Origin of the sequence: Pseudophaeobacter sp. EL27, assembly GCF_900313025.1 — a bacterium.
GTDB lineage: Bacteria > Pseudomonadota > Alphaproteobacteria > Rhodobacterales > Rhodobacteraceae > Pseudophaeobacter.
In genome coordinates this window covers 1-16,802 of sequence record NZ_OMPQ01000005.1, presented here as the reverse complement: position 1 = coordinate 16,802, position 16,802 = coordinate 1, and the positions used below count along the sequence as shown (strand labels likewise).

Annotated in this window: 14 protein-coding genes; 5 read left to right on the top strand and 9 right to left on the bottom strand. The window is 58.9% G+C overall.

Features of this window, described 5'->3' with window-relative positions:
* Positions 1-3 precede the first annotated feature (3 nt).
* A complete protein-coding gene (locus ED661_RS02995) occupies positions 4-1,380 on the top strand; it encodes a sigma-54 dependent transcriptional regulator (protein WP_254054758.1) in 1,377 nt (458 codons plus the stop codon).
* A 181-nt stretch (positions 1,381-1,561) separates the two neighbouring features.
* Here the strand turns inward: ED661_RS02995 and ED661_RS02990 are convergent, their stop codons facing one another.
* Together ED661_RS02990 and gap are read right to left on the bottom strand one after the other, a co-directional pair.
* The gene (locus tag ED661_RS02990) at positions 1,562-3,505 is read right to left on the bottom strand and encodes a cache domain-containing protein (protein ID WP_254054757.1); all 1,944 of its coding nucleotides are present in this window, start codon (positions 3,503-3,505) and stop codon (positions 1,562-1,564) included.
* Positions 3,506-3,681: 176 nt separating this feature from the next.
* Complete coding sequence (gene gap / locus ED661_RS02985) at positions 3,682-4,719, bottom strand: type I glyceraldehyde-3-phosphate dehydrogenase (RefSeq protein WP_122072474.1); 1,038 nt, start codon at positions 4,717-4,719, stop codon at positions 3,682-3,684.
* Between the two features lie 164 nt (positions 4,720-4,883).
* Between gap and ED661_RS02980 the strand changes: the two genes are divergently transcribed.
* Positions 4,884-5,888 carry a LacI family DNA-binding transcriptional regulator gene (locus tag ED661_RS02980; RefSeq protein WP_122072473.1) on the top strand — a complete coding sequence of 335 codons (1,005 nt, stop codon included), beginning with the start codon at positions 4,884-4,886 and terminating at the stop codon, positions 5,886-5,888.
* Between the two features lie 91 nt (positions 5,889-5,979).
* Here the strand turns inward: ED661_RS02980 and ED661_RS02975 are convergent, their stop codons facing one another.
* The 7 genes from ED661_RS02975 to ED661_RS02945 form a co-directional block, all read right to left on the bottom strand.
* Positions 5,980-7,125, bottom strand: coding sequence for an iron-containing alcohol dehydrogenase (locus ED661_RS02975; RefSeq protein ID WP_122072472.1), 1,146 nt, complete (start codon positions 7,123-7,125; stop codon positions 5,980-5,982).
* A 91-nt stretch (positions 7,126-7,216) separates the two neighbouring features.
* Positions 7,217-8,599, bottom strand: coding sequence for an aldehyde dehydrogenase family protein (locus ED661_RS02970; protein ID WP_122072471.1), 1,383 nt, complete (start codon positions 8,597-8,599; stop codon positions 7,217-7,219).
* A gap of 76 nt (positions 8,600-8,675) precedes the next feature.
* The gene (locus ED661_RS02965; RefSeq protein ID WP_122072470.1) at positions 8,676-10,037 is read right to left on the bottom strand and encodes a glutamine synthetase family protein; all 1,362 of its coding nucleotides are present in this window, start codon (positions 10,035-10,037) and stop codon (positions 8,676-8,678) included.
* 59 nt (positions 10,038-10,096) lie between these two features.
* On the bottom strand, positions 10,097-11,131 hold the full coding sequence (locus ED661_RS02960) for a TRAP transporter substrate-binding protein (protein WP_122072469.1): 1,035 nt from the start codon (positions 11,129-11,131) through the stop codon (positions 10,097-10,099).
* 78 nt (positions 11,132-11,209) lie between these two features.
* A complete protein-coding gene (locus ED661_RS02955; protein ID WP_122072468.1) occupies positions 11,210-12,712 on the bottom strand; it encodes a TRAP transporter large permease subunit in 1,503 nt (500 codons plus the stop codon).
* Positions 12,712-13,308: a TRAP transporter small permease subunit gene (locus ED661_RS02950; protein ID WP_122072467.1), complete on the bottom strand. Its 597-nt coding sequence runs from the start codon at positions 13,306-13,308 to the stop codon at positions 12,712-12,714. Before ED661_RS02950 ends, ED661_RS02955 begins: the two co-directional genes overlap by 1 nt.
* The gene (locus ED661_RS02945; RefSeq protein WP_122072466.1) at positions 13,301-14,086 is read right to left on the bottom strand and encodes an N-formylglutamate amidohydrolase; all 786 of its coding nucleotides are present in this window, start codon (positions 14,084-14,086) and stop codon (positions 13,301-13,303) included. Before ED661_RS02945 ends, ED661_RS02950 begins: the two co-directional genes overlap by 8 nt.
* A gap of 158 nt (positions 14,087-14,244) precedes the next feature.
* Between ED661_RS02945 and ED661_RS02940 the strand changes: the two genes are divergently transcribed.
* From ED661_RS02940 to ED661_RS02930, 3 genes are all read left to right on the top strand, one after another.
* Positions 14,245-15,117 (top strand): MurR/RpiR family transcriptional regulator, encoded by an 873-nt coding sequence (locus ED661_RS02940; protein WP_122072465.1) that lies wholly within the window; start codon positions 14,245-14,247, stop codon positions 15,115-15,117.
* A gap of 123 nt (positions 15,118-15,240) precedes the next feature.
* Positions 15,241-15,606: a hypothetical protein gene (locus ED661_RS02935; RefSeq protein WP_122072464.1), complete on the top strand. Its 366-nt coding sequence runs from the start codon at positions 15,241-15,243 to the stop codon at positions 15,604-15,606.
* A 92-nt stretch (positions 15,607-15,698) separates the two neighbouring features.
* Positions 15,699-16,049 carry a RidA family protein gene (locus ED661_RS02930; protein WP_122072463.1) on the top strand — a complete coding sequence of 117 codons (351 nt, stop codon included), beginning with the start codon at positions 15,699-15,701 and terminating at the stop codon, positions 16,047-16,049.
* Positions 16,050-16,802: the final 753 nt, after the last annotated feature.

The window sequence follows — 16,802 nt, the reverse complement described above, 5'->3', positions numbered from 1 at the left end:
GGGATGAGAGACGGGATGGTGACGGCAATGCGTCCGGCTGACAGCACGAGCGACGAATATGGCGAAAACCTGGCCGGGGCCTCGATCCTGGTGATTGATGACGAGCCGGGGATGCGCAATTTTCTCACCAAAATTCTGGAACCGCGCTGCAAGCGGGTGGAGCAGGCGGCCTCGGCTGCGGCGGCCTCGACCATTCTGGATCAGGCGCATTTTGATCTGATCATTCTGGACAATGTGATGCCGGGAAAGACGGGCCTGGAATGGGTGCAGGAACAGCGGCGGGTGGGTCTCTTTGCCGATACCATTCTGGTCACTGCCTATGCCGATCTGGAAACGGCCATCCTGGCGCTGCGAGCCGGGGTGGCGGATTTTGTGCTGAAACCCTTTCGGGCCAATCAGATCCTCAATTCGGTGGCGAGGGCGCTGGATCGCAAGTATCTGCGCCGCGAAAACTACCTGCTGAAGCATGAGCTTTCTGCCGAAGGCAACGCCGCGCGCGGGCGCTTGTTGGGCAAGTCCACGGCGATCAGTCAGGCGCGCGATATGCTGCATCGCCTCGCACCGCTGCCAACGCCAGTTCTGTTTACTGGCGCCAGCGGCACCGGCAAAGAAATTGCGGCCCGCACGCTGCATTCACTGTCGGAGCGGGCGGAAAAACCTTTTGTGGCGGTGAACTGTGCAGCCATCGCGCCGGATCGCATCGCGCATGAGCTGTTTGGTCTGATTGACGATCAAAACCGACGCAAGGACGGATTGTTCCTGCATGCGGATGGCGGCACTCTGTTTTTGGACGAGGTGGCGCAGATGCCGGATCAGGTCCAGGCGGCGCTGCTGCGGGTGCTGGAGGATCAGCGGGTGCGGCCGGTGGGGGCAGAGCGGGACATCCCGCTCAATCTGCGCTTTCTGTTTGCCACCAATGCGGATCTGCAACAGGCGGTGGCAGAGGGTCGGTTTCGCGCCGATCTCTACCACCGGATCAATGTGGTTGAAATCAAGATGCCGCCCTTGAAAGATCGGGTGGAGGATATTGTCGAGCTGGCCGCGCTGTTTATGGAGCAATTTGCCAGCAGTCTGGGCATGGCCGCACTGGAGTTGAACGAGGAAACTCTGCTGAAATTCTCACGCTATGACTGGCCGGGGAATGTGCGGGAATTGCGCAATTTGATTGAGCGGTCGGTGATCCTGGGGGAGTTTCCAGAGGAGTTTGCTGGCAAGGGCGGCATTGCTGGCGTCGCGGCGGTTGAATCCCTCGATCTGGTGACACAGCGCCATATCATGCATGTCCTGGATGCCTGTGACGGCAACCGGGCAGAGGCGGCCCGGCGCCTGGGGGTCTCGCGTAAAACCGTTGATCGGAAATGTTCTAGCTGGGACGTGTGATCGAGCCACTGCGCAGCGCATCTTTTTGCAACAGGTAGCTCTCCCGCGCCCAGGCTCTGTTCTGGCTGCGCCAGAACAGAGCCAATGGCCTTGGGCCGGGCGCGCCGTGCTGTGCACGGCGCGGGGCACCCAGAACCGAATGTTTGCAAATACATAAATAGACGGAGTGATGAGGCGCTGCTTATTGGGCGGCAGTTGGGGCCGCATTCTGCTGAGACCCATCGTCTGCAGCGGGCAACCAGATGGAGAAGGCGGCGCCGCCACCTTTGCGGTTACGCACGCAGATGATACCGCCAGCGCGCTGTATCAGGGTCTGGCTGATCGAGAGCCCCAGACCGGTGCCTTCGCCCAGTTTGGTGGTGTAAAACGGGTTGAACACCGCCGAGAGCTGATCCTCAGCAATGCCGCAGCCGCTGTCGGCCACCGTCAGCAGAGCCCCATCGCGCCCATCGCGGTTTGCAGCTTCCAGTGAGAGACGTAAATGGCCTGCACCCTCCATGGCCTGAGCAGCATTGAGGATGAGATTGATCACCACTTGCTGCAGTTCTCCGGGGTCGATGCGGACAGGTGGAACGGGGTCGGGGCCGAGATCGAAGCGTTTTTCCACCCTGATTTCCTGTTGGGAGATCACGTGATCCACCAAGACCAGACAGTCGCTGACTAGAGGTGCGAGATAGAGGCTTTCCTCAAAAGTGCCAAACTCGGAGGGACGGGCAAATTGGAGCAGCTTGCCGACGATGGCGCCAATGCGCATGACTTGATTGTCAATGAGGTCCAGCTCGGTTCCGACCTCCTGTGCGGCAGGGCCCAGGGTCATCCGCATCACATCAACATTGCCCTGGATCACCGCCACCGGATTGTTGATCTCATGGGCGACGCCCGCGGTGATTTCCCCGATCGAGGCCAGCTTTTCGCTCATCACCAGCTGTTTGAAAGTCTCTTCCAGCTTTTGATTGGCCGCCCTCAATTCAACTGTGCGCCGATCCACCCTCTGGTTCAGCTCTCCGGCCCAATCCCGCAGGCGCTGGTCGCGCTCCTGGATCTGGTCGAGCAGGCTGTCCAGGTGCCCGGCCACCTGACCAATTTCGTCCTGTCGTCGGGTGGTGCCATTGCGGGCCGCCAGATCACCACGCTCGACCCGCTTCATGGTCAGGCTCATCCGTTCCAAAGGGGAGAAGATCCCCTTGGCAAGCCATAAGAACAAGGGGGCCGAAAGCGCAAGGACAGCCAGGAAGACCGCGACAATGGTCCAATAGGCCTCTCGCTTGGCGGCGGAATAGGGGGCCTCAAGGAAACCCACATAGAGCATGCCAACCCGTTTGCCGTAGCTGTCGGTCAGAGGCAGATAGCCTGAGATATACCAGTCATTGACCACAAAGGCGCGATCCAGCCAGGTCAGCCCCTCGCCCAGTACCTTGTTACGCACCACCGCCGAGACGCGGGTGCCAAGGGCGCGCACCTCCTCAAAGAGGCGCACATTGGTGGAGATACGGGTATCTTCCAGAAACAGGGTGGCAGTGCCCTGGCGGTTCTGATCCGCCGGGCCGCCAAGGTAAACCAGCGCATTCAAAGTATCGATAAAATCGAGATTGCGGTTGAGCAGGCGCCCCCCGCGCAGCACGCCGTGATGACCGAAAGCGACAACGGGCGCAGCTGTGTGCAGCACCATGCCACGATCTTCGACGTCGCGCGTGGTTGGGGCTGCGGCCTCGGTCTCGATCAGGGGGATGCGGGCCTGATCGACCAGATGTGGTGCCGCATCGGTGAGGGCTTCAGCGCTAAATATGTCGATCTGCGAAGCCCGCTGGCCCTGGGTAGCGGCCTGAATGACCGGCCATTGTCCCCGAGGTGAGGCCAGATCGGCCGGGGTGAGATACTCCAGAAAATCCAGTTGCAGGTCTTCGCGCAGGACCTCGAGATGAGACTGGACCTCGGCGGGGCCTTTGGAGAGCGCCTGTTGAAAGGCGGTTGAATTGGCAATGCTGCGCAGGCTTTCGGCGCTGCCGGTTTGCAGATGGCCCAGATATTGCTCGGCAATGCGCAGATCACTTTCGACCTTGGCGATAAGAACGGCGTCATAATCCGCATTCCACCGTGCCATTGCCAATGTCAGCAACAGAGGCATGAGCACTGCCAGCGGCAGCAGGGCCAGCAAGAGCAATCTGAGACGAACGGATTTCAGACGCTTTCCCCTTTGGCTGGAGCCGCGCGCGGCCCGTGCAGTTTGCTCAAGTGAAGGATGCCATTTTCAGGCAGCTCTTAGCAAGCAAAAGCCGGGTCAGGAGCGGCTGCCTTGCAGGGTTACACCGCCTCGGCCAAGGGCTCTGGCTGCGTGGCGGCAATCAGGCTGCCCATGTGCCGCCCGGTGTCCAGCATCCGGTTGGAAAACCCCCATTCATTATCATACCAGCTGACCACCCGGATCAGGCCACCCGCAGTGACTGAGGTCTGGGCCGCCGCAAAACAGGAGGAATGCGGGTCGTGGTTGAAATCCACCGAGACCATCGGGTCCTGTTCAAAGGAAAGCACGCCCTTTAGCGGCCCTTCGGCTGCGGCTTTTACGGCGGCATTGATGGCCTCGACCGTTGCCGGGCGCGCGGGCATGAAGCTCAGATCCACCACAGAGACATTGGGCGTTGGCACCCGGATGGCGGAACCCTCAAGGCGGCCCTTGAGCTGCGGCAACACTTCGGCGATGGCGCGGGCTGCGCCGGTGGAGGTTGGCACCATCGACAGGGCGGCGGCGCGACCACGGTAGAGGTCGCTATGCGGGCTGTCATGGGTGGGTTGATCGCCGGTATAGGCGTGGATCGTGGTCATATACCCGGTCTGAATGCCAAAGCTCTGGTCCAGCACCTGCGCCAGCGGGGCCAGGCAATTTGTGGTGCAGGAGGCATTGGAGACAATCAGATCCGCTGCTGTCAGGTCGGTGTGGTTAACGCCGTAAACCACGGTGCGGTCCATTTCTTTGCCAGGGGCAGAAAGCAGGACGCGTTTGGACCCATTGGCCAGATGGGCCGAGGCGGCGGCGCGGTTGGTGAAATGCCCGGTACATTCAAAGGCGATATCCACATCCGCCCAGGGCAGGTCTTTGGGGTCGCGCATTGCGGTCAGGCGAATGGTGGTCCCGTTCACGGTCAGATGGTCGGGGCCATAGTCGACGGGCGTTTTCAGGCGGCCATGCACGGAATCGTATTTCAGCAGATGTGCCAGGCTTGCCGCCGGGGCGAGATCATTGATGGCCACCACTTCGATGTCACGGGCACCGCTTTCCAAAAGCGCGCGCAACACACCACGGCCAATGCGGCCAAATCCATTGATTGCGATTTTGAGGGTCATGCGAAAGCTCCGAGTTGTGACAGGGTTTTGAAGGGAAGAAACTAACGTTAGCGATAACGTTGTCGATATCGGTATCGATAACGGTTACAGAAAGCAACCCTCAATTCCGTGTGTCTGGCCCAGCTGCCCTTGCGGCGGGGCACGAAGTACAAGACGATGCGCTCATGACCAAGAAAATGCTCCTGAAGGATGTGGCCCGGCTTGCCGGTGTCAGCGAAATGACCGCCAGTCGTGCGCTGCGAGGCGCGCGGGATGTTTCAAAATCAACCCGTGCCAAAGTCGAAGAGATCGCCCGCGTCCATGGCTATGTGCCCAATCGAATTGCCGGATCACTGTCGTCGCAATCGGTGAACCTGGTGGCGGTGGTGGTGCCCTCGCTCAATAGTTTTGTCTTTCCCGAGGTGCTGTCGGGGATTTCGTCTGTTCTGAAGCAAAGCCCGTTAAAGCCCGTTGTCGGGGTCTCGGGCTATGAGCTGGACGAGGAAGAGGAGGTCATCCGTGAGATGCTGAGCTGGCGACCTTCTGGTCTTATCGTGGCCGGGCTGGAGCACAATGATGCCACCCGGCGCATGCTGTTGCAGGCTGATTGCCCGGTGGTTGAGGTGATGGATGTCGATGGTACGCCATTGCGGCACTGTGTTGGCATTTCACACCTGCAGGCGGGGCGGGACATGGCAGCGCAGATCCTGGCACAAGGCTATCGGCGCATCGGCTTTATCGGCACCAAGATGCCGCAGGACTTTCGCGCCCGGAAACGATTTGATGGTTTCACCGAGGGGCTTGCGGAGCAGGGCCTGGAACTGGTGGATCTGGAGCAGTATTCCGGGGACAGTTCTATCGCCACGGGGCGGCAGCTGACGGCGCAGATGTTGGACAGGCATCCCGATCTGGATTGCATCTACTATTCCAGCGATGTGATGAGTGTGGGCGGCTACATGCATTGCCTGGCGGCGAGGCTTAGGGTGCCACAGGATGTGGCACTGGCGGGCTTCAACAATCTCCAGATCCTTGAGGGCCTGCCCTTGCAATTGGCCACAACAGATGCCTGCCGCCGCCCAATTGGGGAGCGGGCGGCTGAGATCTTGTTGGAAGCGCGCGACAGCGATACTGAACTAGCGCCCATTTGCGAAACACTCAGCCCCAGCATCAGCCTGGGTCAATCACTGTAGGCAACTTTGCACAAAGTCATTTCTAAGAAGAGGGCCCCCAGCAGTCTGCTGGAGGCCCTATGTGCATCTCAATTTTTGACGACTTGCGTGCTCACAAAGCGGCTTTGAACAGCTCGGTGAGGTTGGCTTCGGTCAGCTCGATCGGGTTGCCACCGCAAGAGGGGTCAATGATCGCGCCTTTGACCAGATCCGGGATCGAGGCTTCGGTGACGCCCAGCTCAGAGAGCTTGCGCGGGATGCCCATGCTGTCATTCAACTCCTGCACGTAAGAACGGAAGCCGTCAAAGCCGCCCTCAATCCCTAGATAGGCCGCCGCCATATTGAAGCGATCCGCAATCTCGGGCGCATTGAACTCCAGCACCGCAGGCATGCAGACAGCATTGGTGGTGCCATGGTGGGTGTTGAAATGGGCCCCAATAGGATGGCTCATGGCATGAATGGCGCCGAGGCCTTTCTGAAAACCGGTGGCGCCCATGGCCGCCGCTGACATCATCTGGGCGCGGGCTTCGATATCCGTGCCATCGGCATAGGCGCGCGGCAGGTAGTCCTTGACCAGACGCATGCCTTCCAGGGCAATACCCTGCGACATTGGGTGGTAGTGGGGGCTGGAGAAAGCCTCGACGCAATGGGCAAAGGCATCCAGACCGGTGCCGGCGGTGATGAATTTCGGCATGCCCACGGTCAGTTCGGGATCGCAGATCACCACGGCTGGCAGCACCTTGGGGTGGAAGATGATTTTTTTCACATGGCTGACGCTATCGGTGATCACGCTGGCCCGCCCCACTTCCGAGCCGGTGCCCGCAGTGGTGGGCACGGCGATGATGGGCGCGATGGCCTCTGCATCGGCGCGGGTCCACCAATCGCCGATGTCTTCAAAGTCCCAGATCGGGCGGGTCTGGCCGCACATAAAGGCAACCATCTTGCCCAGATCCAGTCCCGAGCCGCCGCCAAAGGCGATCACACCGTCATGGCCGCCGGCCTTATAGGCTGCGACACCGGCTTCGAGATTCTTTTCATTCGGGTTGGGATCGACCTCAAAGAACATGCCTCGACCCAGGCCTGCGGCCTCCATGATGTCGAGGGTGCCCTTGGTGACCGGCAGATCTGCCAGGCCCTTGTCGGTGACCAGCAGCGGTTTCTTGATACCGGCAGCGGCGCAGGCATCGCCCAGTTCTTTGATCCGGCCAGCGCCGAATTTGATTGCGGTCGGGTAGGACCAGTTTCCAACGAGAGACATCTGCGTGTTCCTGTGTTGAGACCGGGGAGGGGGCGCTGCCCCCGCTTGCCTCTGGCAAGCTCCCCCGGAATATTTCTAGAAAGATGATATGTTAGCTTGTCTGCTTTTTCAGGTGGTAGCTCTTGGGGCGGGTGAGGTTTTGATAGCCGATCACCGACAGACCACCACCGCGACCGGTGTTCTTGCAGCCGGTCCAGCACAGGCCCGGATCCAGATAGTCTGCGCGGTTCATGAAGATGGTGCCGGTCTCGATCTCATCGCCGATGCGGGCGGCGCGATCCAGATCACCGGTCCAGAGCGAGGCGGTGAGGCCAAACTCGCTGTCGTTCATCAGCTTGATGGCTTCTTCATCCGAGGAGACCTTCATGATGCCGACAACCGGGCCAAAGCTCTCATCCCGCATCACGCGCATATCGTGGGTGACATTGGTCAGGATCTGCGGCGTGAGGTAGGCGCCGCCATCATCTTCGGCCATGGTGTCGATATGGGCCACGGCGCCATCTGCCACCGCTTCGGCGATCTGGGCGCGGACCTCACCTGCAAAACGCACATTGGCCATAGGACCCATGGTTGTTGCCTTATCCAGTGGGTTGCCCAGTTTGTAGGTTTTGACGATCTCCACGGCCTTGGCGACAAATGTGTCAAAGAGGCTTTCATGCACATAGATACGCTCAATACCGCAGCAGCACTGACCGGCATTGAACATGGCGCCATCGATCAGGGTATCAACGGCGGCATCCAGATCGGCATCTTCCATCACATAGCCAGGATCCTTGCCGCCAAGCTCGGTGCCGACACCGGTAAAGGTGCCCGCAGCGGCGTGTTCCATTGCCTGGCCGCCACCAACGGAGCCGGTGAAATTGACAAAGTCAAAGGCGCGATCGGCAATCAGGGCCGAGGTGGTGTCATGATCCAAGAAGACATTCTGGAAAACATCCGCAGGGACGCCGACAGAATGAAAGGCCGCCGCCATGCGCTCACCCACCAGGAGCGTCTGCGTGGCATGTTTCAGCACTACGGTATTGCCTGCAATCAGCGCAGGGGCCAGCGTGTTCACCGCGGTCATGTAGGGATAGTTCCAGGGGGCGACGATAAAGACGACGCCATGGGGAACCCGCTTGATATAGCGTTTGAAGTTCTCGTCTTCGCCCACTGTGATATCGGCCAATGCCGTTTCGGCGATATCGGCCATGTAGGAGCTGCGCTCGTTGAAGCCACCGAACTCACCACCATAGCGCACAGGGCGCCCCATCATATGGGCCAGCTCCGGCACAATCTCGTCGTTCATGGCGCCAACAGCGGCGACACCTGCCATCACCAGGTCAATGCGTTCTTGCAGCGGGCGCGCGGCCCAAGCCTTTTGCGCGGCCCGAGCGGCATTGGCAGTGGCAAAGCCCTCTTCACGGCTGAGTGTCTCACGGCTCGCATAGACGGATCCGTCTATCGGAGAGATACATTTCAGGGTCTGGCCCATGGTCTTCCTCATCTCGTTTGAAAGGGAGGCTCCCTTTCATCTTTCCAAAAATATTCCCGCCGGAGGCCGCGTGCCGTCAGGCGCGCTCAAACCCTCGGGCGATTTCATAGTCGGTGACCACGCGGTCAAAATCTTCGATCTCAACCTCGGCTGCGCGGGTATAGTGATCCACCACATCGTCTCCCATGGCGGCGCGCAACATGTCAGAGCCTTTCAGGCTCAGACGCGCCTGGCGCAGGGTTTCAGGGATCATGCCACTGTCGCCCTGATAGACATCACCGCTGGCAGGGGGCTGCAGCTCCAGCCCTTCCTCAATACCGGCAATCCCGGCGGCCAGCATGGCGGCCATCGCCAGGTAGGGGTTCATATCCGACCCCGGAATACGGCATTCCACCCGGATTGATTTGCTGCCAGCACCACAGAGACGGTAGCCGGCGGTGCGGTTGTCCACCGACCAGATGATGCGGGTCGGGGCAAAGGTGCCCTTCATGAAGCGCTTGTAGCTGTTGATATAGGGCGCCATGAAATAGGTGTAATCGGGCGCATATTTCAGCAGGCCGGCCATGTAGTTTTTCATCAGCGGTGACATGCCAAGCGCATCCTCAGCGTCATAGAAGGCAGGCTTGCCGTCTTTCCACAGCGACTGATGTACGTGAGAGGAGGAGCCAACCTTGTCGTGGTGCCATTTGGGCAGGAAGGTCACCGCGTGGCCCTGCTGCCAGGCGATCTCTTTGGTGGCATGTTTGGCAATGGTGTGGAAGTCGGCGGTATCCTGGGCGCGGCCGTATTTGATGTTCAGCTCTTCCTGGCCCGTCTCGGCTTCCCCCTTGGTACATTCCACCGGGATGCCCGCGTTCCACAGGTGATTGCGCAGCGGGCGCATCACATGCTCTTCCTTGGTGGTCTGCAGGATGTGGTAGTCTTCGTTATAGCCCGAAATGGGCTGCAAATCGCGGAATTCCGCTTTGCGGATTTCGTCAAAGCTTTTCTCAAACAGGAAAAACTCCAGCTCGGTCGCGGTCATGGCGTCAAAGCCAAGCGTGTCCAGACGGCGGATCTGTTTCTTCAGAATGGCGCGGGGGCTGTGGGGGACCTCTTCGTGGTGGTGATGATCCAGCACATCACAGAGCACCATCACCGTGCCTTCGAGCCAGGGCAGGGCGCGCAGGGTGGTCAGGTCCGGCTTCATCACATAGTCGCCATAGCCCGATTCCCAGCTGGTCGAGGCAAAGCCATCGGGCGTTGCCATCTCGAGGTCAGTGGCCAGCAGGTAGTTGCAGCAATGGGTTTCCTCATAGGCGCCAGCAACAAAATGCCCGGCGTGAAAGCGCTTGCCCATCAGGCGACCCTGCATGTCCACAAGGCAGACCAGCACGGTATCAACGTCGCCAGCGGCAACTTGGGCTTTCAGATCGTCAAAAGTCAGTACACCAGTCATGGGGCATTTTCCTGTACAGATAGGGTGCCCCGGCGCAGGCCGCGCCGGAGCAGATTGGTTTAGCCGTAGCGGTAGGGGCGACCGGCTTTTTGCATGTCAGCATTATACTTCTTGAAGATCTCGACAACCTTGGCCTTGGTGGGGCTTTCGGCAGCGATTTCATCCCAGAACTGAACCGCAGCGCCTTCGACGGTGGCCCATTCTTCGTCGGGAATTGTGGTGAGCTCCATCTTGGGGCCATTGACCCGCAGGGAGGCTTCGCCACCCCAGTACCACCACTGACGATAGTAGTGCGACTGGTCACAGCAGACTCGGAACAGGGTCTGCAGATCTTCGGGCAGCTCGTTCCAGCGGCCCTGGTTGGCAAAGAAGCTCCCAGCCCAGGCGCCAGAGATGTTGTTGGTCAGGAAGTAGTTGGTCACATCGGCCCAGCCAACGGTGTAGTCTTCAGTGATGCCGGACCAGGCAACGCCGTCCAGCTCGCCGGTCTGCAGGGCGACTTCGATGTCTTCCCAAGGCAGGGTGACAGGCACAACGCCGAACTGGCTGAGGAAACGACCCGCAGTTGGGAAGGTGAAGATGCGCTTGCCCTTCAGATCCGCGAGGCTGCGGATAGGGTCTTTGGTGGCAAAGTGGCAGGGATCCCAGGCACCGGCCGAGATGTGTTTGACGCCAACCTTGGAATACTCTTCGTCCCAGATCTCGTTCAGGCCGTACTGGTTGAACAGCACAGGCACGTCGAGCGAGTAGCGCGAGCCGAAGGGGAAATAGCCGCCAAAGACGGTGACTTCAGTTGGCGAGGCCATCGAGTCATCATCCGACTGTACGGCGTCGATGGTGCCGCGCTGCATGGCGCGGAACAGCTCACCTGTGGGGACCAGCTGATCGGCGTAGAACAGCTCGATCTGCATGCGGTCACCGGCGATCTGGTTGAACATGTCGATGGCGGGTTTCACCACGTGTTCCGCCAGGGCGGTACCGGCATAGGTCTGCATCCGCCATTTGATGGTGGAGCTTGCCAGGGCTGGGGTCGCCAATGGGGCGGCCATTGCCCCCACACCGGCGGTTTGCAGGAACTTACGTCTTGTTGTCATTACTCTCACTCCTTGTTGAATTTCAGTCTTGAAATCAGGCCCCCGAGCGGGGCTCTTCTTGGGTTATTTGGGGGTCCATCAGCGGCCATAGACCAGTTCCGGCAGCCACAGGGCGATCTGTGGGAAAGCCATGATCAGGGCCAGGGCCACCACCATGACGGCGGCAAAGGGGATGATGGAGATATAGATATCCTTGAGCCCGATCTCGGGCGGCGCCATGGCGCGCATCAGGAAGAGGTTGTAGCCGAAGGGCGGCGTCATATAGGCGATCTGGGTGGTGATGGTATAGAGCACCCCGTACCAGATCAGATCAAAGCCAAGCGCGCCCACCAGCGGCACATAGAGCGGCGCCACGATGACCAGCATGGCGGTGTCATCCAGAAAGGTGCCCATCACAATAAAGCTGAGCTGCATCAGGATCAGGATCATCCAGGGAGACAATCCCAGCTGCGCAGTAAAGAGATCCTCAATCGCCTTCACCGCACCCAAGCCATCAAAGATGGCGCCAAAGCCAAGCGCGGCGAGGATGATCCACATGAACATGCAGGAGATGCCAAGGGTCGAGCGCACCGTGGTTTCAAAGATCGCCTTGTTCATGCGTCCCTTCAGGATCGCGGCAACAAAGGCGGTCATGGCGCCAATGGCGGAGCTTTCGACCAGCGAGGTCCAGCCATTCACAAAGGGCACCATCATGGTGGCAAAGATCGCCAGCGGCAGCACACCGGAAAACAACAGTCGGTGTTTCTCCTTCAGAAAGACATCGCGGTAGAACATCGGCATGGCGCGGGTCACAAAGGCCAGCGCGGCTGCACCAAGGGCAAAGCCAATGGCAGATTTTGGCGCAATCACATCCAGCTTGACCAGCAGCGGCACCAGCACGATCCCAGCCAGGACGATGTAGTTGAGGCGCAGCGGATGGCTGCTGATCTCATCATATTCTGCCAGTTCTTCATGGGTCATGGCTGGGCCCAGATGCGGCTGCATCTTGGCGCGGATATAGATGTAGATGATGAACATGGTGGCCATCAGCAGGCCGGGCACCACGCCGGCCAACCACAACTGGCCAACAGGCTGGCGCGCGATCATCGCATAGAGCACCAGCACCACCGAGGGTGGCACCAGAATGCCTAGGGAGGAACCCGCCTGAATGGTGCCGGTCACCAGAATCTTGTCATAGCCGCGGCGCAACAGCTCGGGCAGAGCGATGGTGGCGCCGATGGCCATACCCGCAACGGACAGACCGTTCATGGCCGAGACCAGCACCATCAAACCAATGGTGCCAATGGCCAGGCCACCCTGCACAGGCCCCATCCAGACATGGAACATGCGGTAGAGGTCGTCGGCAATTTTGGATTCAGACAGCACATAGCCCATGAAGATGAACATCGGCAGGGTCAGCAGTGGATACCATTTCATCAGCTTCATCGAGGCGGCAAAGGGAATCTCGACCCCGCCAGTGCCCCAGAGCAACATGCCAGCGACTGCGCCGACAAAGCCAATGGCACCAAAGACCCGCTGGCCGGTCATCAGCATCAGCATCATGCCGGCAAACATGACAATGGCGATCAATTCATAAGGCATCAGATTTCAACTCCGCGAAGACGTCCGATATCGCGGAACAATTCAGCTAGGCACTGCAACAGCATCAGGAAGACGCCAAAGCAGAGAATGGATTTCACCGGCCACAGATAGGGGCGCCAGGCGGTGGAGCTGCGCTCGATATAGCCAAGCTTGCCCCAGGCCGCACTTGGGCCTTCGGTAAAGAAGGTGGCGATGATGTCGCCAAAGAAGGAGAAAGGCTCGAGGCCAAAATAGCCGAGGCTATAGGCCATGGAACTGACCGCGCCGTAGAGCAGAATGCCAAGGTAGACCATCAGGAACAGCACGGTGAAGGCGTCAACGAAAGCTTTGGTTCGGGTGGTCCAGCCGCCGTAAAACAGATCCATCCGCACGTTGGATCCCATCTGCATCGAATAGGGGCCGCCGAGGATGTAATAGGCCACCATGATGAACTGGGCCATCTCCAGCGTCCAAAGCGAAGGGTTGAAAAAGGTCTTTGAGACCGAAGACCACAGGAGAACCGCAATCAGGGCAAAGATGAGATACATGGCAAAGCGGCCAATCACCCGGTTCATCGCCTCCACGGCGCGAATATAGCGCAGAATTATTTTAGGCACTTGGGCCTCCCTTTGGCTGCACTGCTGCCAGCGCTGGGCGCAACAGGGTCAAAAGCTCATCCGCTATCTGTGCTTCCTCTTGTGGATTGCGCAGCAGATCGTTGCGGACCTCGATCATCACATTGGCTAGCCCGTTGTTGAGACCATGCAGTTGCAACGAATGGGTGACACCATCTGCGGGCCCATAGGGTTCATTGCGTTCCACCCGGCGCGGCGACAGGGCAGGGGCCTGTTCCAGCATGGCATCCGCAAGCCGGGTGTCGTCGTCATGCAGAATGCCGATCTCTACCGCGCGGGGGGTGCCGTAATAGACGGGGGTAAAGCTGTGAATGGTGATCAAGGCGGTTTCCAGCCCCTCGGCCTTGCGGGCCTCGATCATCCGGCTGACAGCCTTGATAAAGGGCTGATAGGACGTGTGAACGCGCTCTTCACGTTGTTCGGCGTTCAGGCCGCGATTGCCGGGCACGTCAATCAGTTCGGATTTCACCGGCATTGCTGACGCCACCTCTGGCGGGCGATTGCAATCATAGACAAGCCGGGAAATGCGAGAGGCAATGAGCGGGGAATCCAGCGCTTCAGAAAGGGCAAGCGCCACCGCCTTTGCGCCGGGATCCCAGGCTGCATGGCTCTGGCGATCCGCCTCTGCCAATCCCAGATCGCCATAGCGATGCGGGATATGGTGACTGGCATGCTCGCACAGGATCAAAGCCCCCCCACGGCCTGCGCCGTTGAACACTTCATAAGCCTCGCAGTGAGCATTGGAATCGCTCAAAACCATTCATTCCTCCCAAGTTTGGAAAAATCTTTTCATGAAGGGATAATTCTGTCAATATAGTTTCAGAAGAGATTTCTCCGAAGCTGGTAATGATGGGGCCGTTTCGGCTATAGCTTACCTCCCGTCGCCTGTTTTTTGATCACCCGAGGAAGGATGTCACCTTGACCAAACCGCCGCTCACCGTGCGAGAGCTGATCCGGGATCAATATGCCAGCCTGACCCAGTCGGAGCGTAAGTTTGCCAATTCCCTGCTGGAGAATTATCCGGCGGCCGGGCTGGCTTCGATCACTATTGTGGCCTCCAATGCCGATGTCTCTACGCCCACCGTGGCGCGGATGGTGCAGAAGCTGGGGTTCAAGGGCTATCCGCAGTTCCATCAGGCCTTGCTGAAAGAGCTGGAAGCCAAGGTCTCGGGGCCAACCCAGCGGCGGGAGAACTGGGCGTCCGAGGCGCCGGAGGGGCATTTGCTCAACCGGTTTTCCCAGGCGGTGACGGATAACCTTGGTCAGACCTTCTCCAATGTCGATTCAGAGCAGTTTGATGCGGCGGTGCGCCAACTCGCCAATACCGACGGGCGTCTCTATGTGGTTGGTGGTCGCATTACCCGCGCCCTGGCGGATTATGCCTTTACCCATTTCCAGGCAATCCGACAGCGGGTCACTCATATGACCTCGTCTTCCGCCACCTGGCCGCATTACGTGCTGGATATGGAGGCAGGTGACACCCTGTTGATGTTCGATGTGCGTCGCTATGAAACCAACCTGCAACGCCTGGCCGAACTGGCGGCTGAGCGCGGTGTCAAAGTGGTGCTGATCACCGATCAATGGGCCAGCCCGGTAGCTGCGGTGGCAGAGCACGCCTTTAACTGCTGGGTTGAGATCCCCTCGGCCTGGGATTCCAATATTTCCACCATGATGCTCTTGGAGGCGATGATTGCCGCCACCCAGGAGGAGAGCTGGGACAAGACCAAGGATCGCTATGATCGCCTGGATGAGCTTTTTGACACCACACGTCTGTTTCGCAAGTTCTCCTGACGCATCTCGGGGGCATTTTCTCCTTGTCGGATGGACAGGGCGGAAGGCTTGCGCCATGTTGCTTTAGGTCTGCCTCTCATTCGACTGGGGTATTCTGCAAAGATCCATTTAGGTTGAGATATCATGTTCAAATCCGCTGCTTTTCTTCCCGCGCTTGTTCTGGCTGTGTTTGCGGCATGTGCTGCTATGCCGGTTTCTGCCAAACCTCTGAGCCAAATCCTGGCGCAATCGCCGCTGGCTCCTGCTGATTTTAATGCCATGCGGGCAGCAGAGGCGGCTCTATATGAGCATGCTGGCGTAAAGGTTGGCAGCTCAGTGAAATGGAACAATCCGGAAACCAGCTCTCACGGTGTGGTCAAGGTCACCTCCAAGCGGGGAGGCTGCATCTCGCTCCAGCATCGGGCCTACCCGAATGGCGGTTCGTCGCAGTCCGAACTGTCTCGCAAGTTCTGCAAATCTGCCAGTGGCACCTGGCTGCTGTCGCAGTAACACAATAGGCAGGGGGCTTTGTTCCCACCTCACAGAAATGCTCCCGCTCCAGTTCTGGCGGCGGGATTTCTCAATCAAACAGGAAGACTACTATGAGTGAAATCACCCGCCTCCACACCGGCGCCCGTATGAGCCAGATCGTCATGCATGGCGATACCATTTATTTGGCCGGTCAGGTTGGCACCAGAGGGGCAAGTGTCGCACAGCAGACCCAGGACTGCCTCGACAAGATCGACGCTCTGCTCGCAGAAGTCGGTTCGGACAAGACCCGAATCCTGCAGACCACCATCTGGCTGGCCGATATGGCCGACTTTGAAGAGATGAACGCGGTCTGGGATGCCTGGGTGCCCGAAGGCCATGCGCCCGCGCGCGCCTGTGGCGAGGCCAAGCTGGCGCTGCCTGAATTCCTGGTGGAGTTCATCGTGACCGCTGCCAAGCCCTGAGGGGCGGGCGCGACGCTGGCAGTTCTTAAGTCAAAGGCTCGACCCCTGGTCGGGCCTTTTTCCTTTTGGGGTGATCAGGCGGCCTAAGACATGAGGTTTGCGACTCGCATCTGTGACTCGAACCGACTCCCAGCGCACCTATTCGGTTTGAGTCTGTGGGTAATGTTGTGAGTAAGTGTTGCGAGTCGGGTTGGGGCGGTGCTTTGGGTTGGTATTGTGGTTTTGAATGGTTGGTTTGTTTGGCTTTGATTTGTGTTAAGGTGTTGAATTTGTTTGATTATGTGAATTGTTTTGTAGAAAGTTTTGATTTTTGTAATTTAGGGCTTGCGGGTGTTTTGAGTTATACTTAGAACCCCCTCTACCGGCAGCGGAGACGCGGCACGGTGGGCGGCGGAGGCGCTGCTGACACACTGGAAAGACGGTGCTGACGGACTGGAAAGACAGTGCTGACGGACTGGAAAGACAGTGCTGACGGACTGGAAAGACAGTGCTGACGGACTGGAAAGACAGTGCTGACGGACTGGAAAGACAGTGCTGACGGACTGGAAAGACAGTGCTGACGGATCGGAAAGACGGTTGAGACGCTCAGGAGAGACTGGGGCATCTGATGGTATGATGTGAGGCGGTTGCGCTAAGGAATTGGCGTAGTGGTCTTGTTTTTGGCCTTTTGGTGTTGCTCTTTGACATTGATGATAACTGAAGAGATATGTGGGCGGTTTGGTTCGTTTCGATGGATCAACGGCTGTATATCAA

Bases quoted from the DNA above. Each gene is read 5' to 3' on its own strand.
- ED661_RS02975 (WP_122072472.1), bottom strand. From the start codon at position 7,125: ATGTCTCTCGTTGGAAACTGGTCCTACCCGACCGCAATCAAATTCGGC.
- ED661_RS02935 (WP_122072464.1), top strand. From the start codon at position 15,241: ATGTTCAAATCCGCTGCTTTTCTTCCCGCGCTTGTTCTGGCTGTGTTT.
- gap (WP_122072474.1), bottom strand. From the start codon at position 4,719: ATGACCCTCAAAATCGCAATCAATGGATTTGGCCGCATTGGCCGTGGT.
- ED661_RS02945 (WP_122072466.1), bottom strand. From the start codon at position 14,086: ATGGTTTTGAGCGATTCCAATGCTCACTGCGAGGCTTATGAAGTGTTC.
- ED661_RS02960 (WP_122072469.1), bottom strand. From the start codon at position 11,131: ATGACAACAAGACGTAAGTTCCTGCAAACCGCCGGTGTGGGGGCAATG.
- ED661_RS02965 (WP_122072470.1), bottom strand. From the start codon at position 10,037: ATGACTGGTGTACTGACTTTTGACGATCTGAAAGCCCAAGTTGCCGCT.
- ED661_RS02955 (WP_122072468.1), bottom strand. From the start codon at position 12,712: ATGCCTTATGAATTGATCGCCATTGTCATGTTTGCCGGCATGATGCTG.
- ED661_RS02970 (WP_122072471.1), bottom strand. From the start codon at position 8,599: ATGGGCCAGACCCTGAAATGTATCTCTCCGATAGACGGATCCGTCTAT.
- ED661_RS02930 (WP_122072463.1), top strand. From the start codon at position 15,699: ATGAGTGAAATCACCCGCCTCCACACCGGCGCCCGTATGAGCCAGATC.
- ED661_RS02990 (WP_254054757.1), bottom strand. From the start codon at position 3,505: ATGCCTCTGTTGCTGACATTGGCAATGGCACGGTGGAATGCGGATTAT.
- ED661_RS02980 (WP_122072473.1), top strand. From the start codon at position 4,884: ATGACCAAGAAAATGCTCCTGAAGGATGTGGCCCGGCTTGCCGGTGTC.
- ED661_RS02995 (WP_254054758.1), top strand. From the start codon at position 4: ATGAGAGACGGGATGGTGACGGCAATGCGTCCGGCTGACAGCACGAGC.